This window comes from bacterium (assembly GCA_018812485.1).
Lineage (GTDB): Bacteria > JAHJDO01 > JAHJDO01 > JAHJDO01 > JAHJDO01 > JAHJDO01.
Map to the genome: position 1 here is coordinate 36243 of JAHJDO010000017.1, position 6108 is coordinate 42350.

The 6108-nt window shown below is 37.6% G+C and carries 7 protein-coding genes; 1 reads left to right on the forward strand and 6 read right to left on the reverse strand.

Going from position 1 to position 6108, the window contains the following annotated elements; all coding sequences use genetic code 11:
• Nucleotides 1–57 precede the first annotated feature (57 nt).
• On the forward strand, nucleotides 58–1362 hold the full coding sequence (locus KKC91_01325) for a DegT/DnrJ/EryC1/StrS family aminotransferase (protein ID MBU0477199.1): 1305 nt from the start codon (nucleotides 58–60) through the stop codon (nucleotides 1360–1362).
• Here KKC91_01325 and KKC91_01330 read toward each other — a convergent pair.
• The 6 genes from KKC91_01330 to KKC91_01355 form a co-directional block, all read right to left on the reverse strand.
• Complete coding sequence (locus KKC91_01330; GenBank protein ID MBU0477200.1) at nucleotides 1359–2144, reverse strand: hypothetical protein; 786 nt, start codon at nucleotides 2142–2144, stop codon at nucleotides 1359–1361. The genes KKC91_01325 and KKC91_01330 overlap by 4 nt on opposite strands.
• Before the next feature lie 25 nt (nucleotides 2145–2169).
• Nucleotides 2170–3117, reverse strand: a complete 948-nt coding sequence (locus KKC91_01335) for an aldo/keto reductase (GenBank protein ID MBU0477201.1) — start codon at nucleotides 3115–3117, stop codon at nucleotides 2170–2172.
• A gap of 10 nt (nucleotides 3118–3127) precedes the next feature.
• Nucleotides 3128–4189 (reverse strand): uroporphyrinogen decarboxylase family protein, encoded by a 1062-nt coding sequence (locus tag KKC91_01340; protein ID MBU0477202.1) that lies wholly within the window; start codon nucleotides 4187–4189, stop codon nucleotides 3128–3130.
• 2 nt (nucleotides 4190–4191) lie between these two features.
• A complete protein-coding gene (locus KKC91_01345; protein ID MBU0477203.1) occupies nucleotides 4192–5115 on the reverse strand; it encodes a Gfo/Idh/MocA family oxidoreductase in 924 nt (307 codons plus the stop codon).
• Nucleotides 5112–5897: an SDR family oxidoreductase gene (locus tag KKC91_01350; protein ID MBU0477204.1), complete on the reverse strand. Its 786-nt coding sequence runs from the start codon at nucleotides 5895–5897 to the stop codon at nucleotides 5112–5114. Before KKC91_01350 ends, KKC91_01345 begins: the two co-directional genes overlap by 4 nt.
• A gap of 12 nt (nucleotides 5898–5909) precedes the next feature.
• A partial coding sequence (locus tag KKC91_01355) for an aminotransferase class III (protein MBU0477205.1) occupies nucleotides 5910–6108 on the reverse strand: 199 nt, incomplete at its 5' end.

A 6108-nucleotide genomic window follows, 5' to 3' on the forward strand; every position in this document is an offset into this window, starting at 1 on the left:
TATTTAAGAAGACTGTGATGTAATACCTGAATTTAAAAGATGAAAGGAGAACAAAGAATGCTAGACAAAAAAGCCCATGAGGCTACTGGAAGCAAACCGACAAGTGATAAGCCGGATGACGGCGTTACACTAAGAGTTCCCTACTCTTATTTTGGCGCAATGTATGATGAAGAAGAGGAAAAAGCAGTTCTTGTGGCAATGAAGCAGGACAGGCAGACAAAAGGACCTCATCTGGAAAAATTTCAGAAAGAGTTTGCAGTTATGTGCGGAGTAAAACATGCTCTTGCAGTCTCAAATTGTACTACTGCGATGCATGCAGCAACTCAGGCTTTTGGTATTAAAGAAGGAGATGAAGTAATTATTACACCGAATACTTTTATTGCTACTTCTCTTGTGCTTTTAAAAGAAGGAGCAAAACCTGTATATTCAGATATTGATCCTAAAACATATAACATTGACCCAAAACAGATAGAAGATAAGATAACTCCTAAAACAAAAGCGATTTACGTCGTTCATTATGGCGGGCAGATGTGTGATATGGATCCCATTATGGAGATAGCAAAAAAACATAATCTCTATGTTCTTGAAGACTGCGCTCATACACCCGGAGCAGAATACAAAGGAAGAAAAGCAGGAAATATCGGAGATATTGGATGTTTCAGTTTTCATTCTTTAAAAAACATGACTACACTAGGTGAGGGAGGCATGGTTACAACTAATAATGATGAAATAGCTGCAAGAGTAGCAAGGCTTCGCGCAATGAATACAGCAACATGGGACTTCCCTGAAGGGCAAAGTACATTCAGTTTTGCAGGATACACATTGACAAAAACAGGTATATCCGATTACTGGATTCCCTCGCATCATGATGTGATAGATGACAATGGAAAGTGGGGAAATAACTACAGAATGAATGAAACCCAGGCTGCAGTCGGGATATGTCAGCTCAAAAAGTTAAAAAAGATGAATGAAAAACGGAGGGAATTCGGGCGTTATATTAATGAAGCAATAAAAGATATTGAAGGCATAACTCCAGTATATGAAGACCCAAACTGTTACCATGTTTATCATCTCTATACTCTTTGTGTTGAAGAAGAAATGGGCATAGAAAGAGATGCTTTTATACGTGTTCTTTACAGAGAGTATGGGATTCAACCAATATTGCACTATCAGCCAACATATCACTATACCGGATTGAAAAAGCTGGGTTATCCTGATAAACTCTGTCCAATTGCAGAAAAATTCTTTTACAAAAGAGAACTAAATCTTCCCATACATCCGAGATTAACAAAGGAAGACTGTGATATAATGATTGAAGGAATTAAGAAAGCAGCAGAAAAAGCGCGAAGATGCAAGCGCTAGCGAAGCAATTTCGAGACAGAATCAAATTCTCTTTTTATCCCACTAAATCCCTTAGCCAGTAAAATAACAGCTGCGCCCCAGCAGAGAAATCTAGCCCCTTTCTCCAGAAACTTCTCAGCAGATTCAGCATTATCAATAGTAATTCCCCAGTGTTTGCCATGCCTTTTTGCCGCATCAGCAACCTTGTCTATAACCTGCTGAAGCTCAGGATTATCAAAATCCAGAGGTCTGCCAAGACTCTGGGAAAGATCTGCAGGACCTACAAGTAATATATCTATCCCATTTACAGAGGCTATATCGTCAATTTTTTCTACTGCCTCTTTATCCTCTATTTGAACAACAATAAAAGTTTCTTCATTGGACTGCGTCATAAATTCCTTCATTGGCTGTAATGAATGGTCAGTATGCGCTTCTATCCCATCCATTCCTCTGAGTCCTATTGGCGCAAATTTTGTATTTCGTACTGCCCATTCTGCTTCTTCTCTACTCATACAATGCGGAACCATAATCCCGTTTGCACCGGATTCAATAGCTCGAAAATAGCTGAAGTATCCCGCTTTTCTGATTCTTACCATTGCATCAATATCTGTGGCACGACAGGCAAGACTCATATTCCAAATATCGCTATCATTGAAGTCCTGATGTTCATGGTCAATCCAGATACAGTCATACCCAACTTTACCTATCAGCTCACAGATTTTTGCTGATGGATATGGTGTTGGGCTGCCAACTAAAACTGGTTTATTCTGCCGAAGTTTTTTTAATACTCTACTTTGTCTCATATTCGCTCCTTAAGTTTTTATAAAATTATAACCATCCGTTATTTGTCCATTTCTTCATATCAATAAATGATTGGTCTGGATATTTTAATTTTTTTAATCTGTTCATAGTTTCTGAGCTTAGAGGTTCTGTATCTGCATTTTTAACTGCCTGATCAATATATTCCTTTTTATCCATTCCCAGAATGGTTGATGTTACTCCACTATTTGATAATACAAACTTTATAGCCAAATCAGAGAGCGATTCAATTTTCCCATTTATGAAAGAATTATATTTCTCTATGTGCTTTACAATTGGATTTAATTCTGATGAAATTTGAAATCTTTTATCAGTAAGAATACCTTTCATAAGCGCTGACCTTACAATTATGCCTACACCCTGCCTTTTTGCCATAAAAATAACATTTTCTGTCTGTTGCTCAATTAGATTGTATGCTACCTGCAGAGCATCAAATACTTCTTTTTCCAGAGCTTCTTTTGGCATATCAATACCATAAGTGGATGCACCAATTAATTTTACCTTCCCCTGCTTTTTAAACTTATATAAAGCATTTAAAACATCGCTACAATAGAGTTTTTTATCAGCTTCATGTATTTGCAATATATCAATATAATCTGTTTTTAATAACTTCAGGCTTTTATTGATACTATTATTAATTTTCTTTTCAATTACTGATTTTGAAGGAAGCATACCATTTTCTAGAATCAACGCTAATTTTGTTCCAATTATTACACTGTGCCTTTTACCTTTTAATGCCTTACCTAGGATTTCTTCACTCCTGCCATATGCAGGGGCTGTATCAAAGAAATTTATTCCCTTATTTATAGCATAATCTACAAGTCCGGATGTTTCTTTCTCCAACAATATACATGACTTACCATTAATTTTTATCCCATATTCACACCCAATAGAGGCACATCCAAATCCTATCCTAGATATTTTAATTCCCGTATTCCCAATCTCTTTTAATTGCATATTTTATACGTTACATTGACAAAGCAGTTTCATAAATTGCCATGATATTTTCTACCGGAGTGTCAGGCTGAATTGCATGCGCAGGACAAACAATATATCCACCATCCTTACCAATAACCTTGATGACACGTTTAACCTCTTTCCGAACCATTGATGCAGTGCCTTGAGGAAGCAATTCTTGTTCGTCAATACCTCCATGAAAACACAATCTATTACCAAAGCGAGATTCTAGATTTTTTGCATCCATTCCTGCTGCCTTAGGCTGAATCGGGTCTAAGATATCAAGACCCATTTCAATAAAATCTTCAATTACAGGGACAATACTCCCACATGAATGGTAATAGGTTATTAATCCCATATCCTTAAACGGTCTGATAAGTTGTTTGCTATAAGGCTTGATATGTTTACGCCACAATTCGGGAGAAAGCATCATGCCTTTCTGCGTGCCGATATCGCCGCCACTTCCAATAATATCAATCTGACCATTAGAGGATTCAATAACCCGCATAGCCCGCTCTCTGTAAAATTCCATAGCATGACGAGAGATCGCTTCAGCAATGTCCGGACATTCGATTAAATCCATCAGAAACCTTTCCATACCTCGCATATACCACGGTGTTTCAAATGCCCCGCCGGCAAAATACATTATTGCATAACGATTATCTTTATTTATCCGCGCGATTTCGTCCTTTAAATGAGAAAAGTCAAACCAGTCTACCTTTGGCCATGGATAATCCTCAATTTCTTTTACAGTCGTTGCTTTGGCTAAAGGATGAAAAGCAATTTCATTATAGGTGCCAAATTCATTCTTAACCGGTTTCCAGACAATGCCCAGGAAATCCTTTCCTTGAGCACCTACCCCGGCTGCTCCGGTCATATCTTTCGGTCCAATAAAAGGTACTGCTACCCGACGGATATCAACTCCCAGTTTTCTGAGAAGTAGTTCATCATCTTCAATACCAAGGTGCTTCTTAACCATTGCATTTGTCTCAGGTGTAGCAATATAATCAATTGCCGGCCTGTCAGGACGTTGATGATTAATAGCTTTTAAAATGCGCTCATATGGTTCCATCACTAAACCTCCAATAAGTTAACAACTCTGCCTTTCTCCTTCAGCGACAGCCTGCCAGCAATAACAATCTTTGCTATCTTCACTGTTTCATGCCAGTCAAAAGACGGCTTTCTGCTATCCAGCATTTTTATAAAAGCAGACAGCATATTTTTAAAAGATGAAAAAAAATCAATACTATCAACTATTTCACTGTCTTTTTCCCCATAAAAGGCAAAATGAATATCAGACTTAATCTCCTTAAAAGTTTGTAATACAACATGTTTCCCATCTATATAGCATAGATGAACTATCTCCTTCCCCTCCTCTCCAATATTCTGCACTGATTTTATTCCGCCGCCCATAACTGCATAAATACCTTCAATAAGATGAATGCCATATGTTCGCCAGTATTTAGGGGTGACTGCATTGGCAGTAAGAATTCTTCCAAGTTTTCCTTTCAATTTAAGGATAGAATTATCATAGCGTGTACTTGAGCATGACATAATTAATTTCCCTTTTTCATAATATTGTATAAATTCCTTCAGATCTTCTGCATTATCAGTAAGGGGTTTATCAATTAATATAGGGATATCCTTTTCAATAAAGGGCTTTGCCATAGAGAGATGATTTTCTCCGTCATCACGTGCAAGTATCACTGCATCCACTTTACCAATCATATCAGTCATATTCTCTACTATATTTGGTATGAGGGAAGATTCTGCTACTTGCTGAGAAATCTTTCTGTCTTGGGTCCAGATGTGAGTTATCTGCGCATCTTTAATACACATTGTCTTTGGGTCCTGTTTACCAAGATACTCAGGTATAACAGGAAATGGACATTTAGCCATCTTTTTTTTATTATAGCCATTGAAGATAGCTGACCAGGAATAAGGATGTCCATTACCTGGACTCATTCCAATTATTCCGAGATTGTATGTTTGTTTCATTTGCATGTATATCCGCCATCTACTGGGATATTCGTTCCTGTAATATATTGCGAGGCATCAGACGCAAGAAAGGCAATAATTCCCTTTAGATCCGTATCATTAGCCAAACGTCCCAAAAAGGTTCTATCGCTATACTGTTTAACAAAAGCTTTCGGCATCTTGTCAGTTAAAAATCCGCCGGGAGCTATGCAATTGCATCTAACACTCTTACTGCCGTAATAACTGGCAATAAATCTTGTAAAATTAATCATTCCTCCTTTATGAAAAAAATAGTCAGGATACCATCCGCTCATGTTTGTATTTTTATATATAGCTGCATCCGGGCCAATCATGCCCTGAATCGAGCCAATATTAATAATAGATCCTCCCTGCTGTTCTCCCATGACATCGCCGATTGCCCGCGTTATAATGAATAAACCTGTTGCATTTACCTTCATACTCTCGGCAAATAATGAGGCATCATCATGATAGCCTTTTTTCATTGGACGAAGGACTGCGTTATTAACTAAAATATCTATCCTCTTATTTTGTTTTAAGATTTTATCTCTCAGGCTTAGAATAGATTTCTCATCGGATAAATCCAACTTCAAAGCAGCTACATCATAGCCATCTGCTCTATGTTCAGAGACCACTTTTTCTAAAGCTTCTAAATTTCGCGATGCCATATATACTTTTGCTTTTGCCTCAGCCAGAGCGGCCACAATCTGCCTGCCATATAATCCTGCCCCGCCTGTAACTACTGCAACTTTGCCTGTTAGATCAAAAAGTTCTTTGATACGCATATCTGTCTCCTTTTAGGTTAATCTTTTAAATCCAGTATGAGCAACTGGTCCTTTAAGTAAATTGCAAGCATTATTCTTTTTAATGACTTTCTTTATTATCCCGAACACTTCATCTACACTATCTAGGTATTTTTTGATATGCTTTTCTTTATGACTGTAAGAGACATAAACAGCTTTGGAAGCTAGAAACCCCCGCTTTAGCATCTCTTGA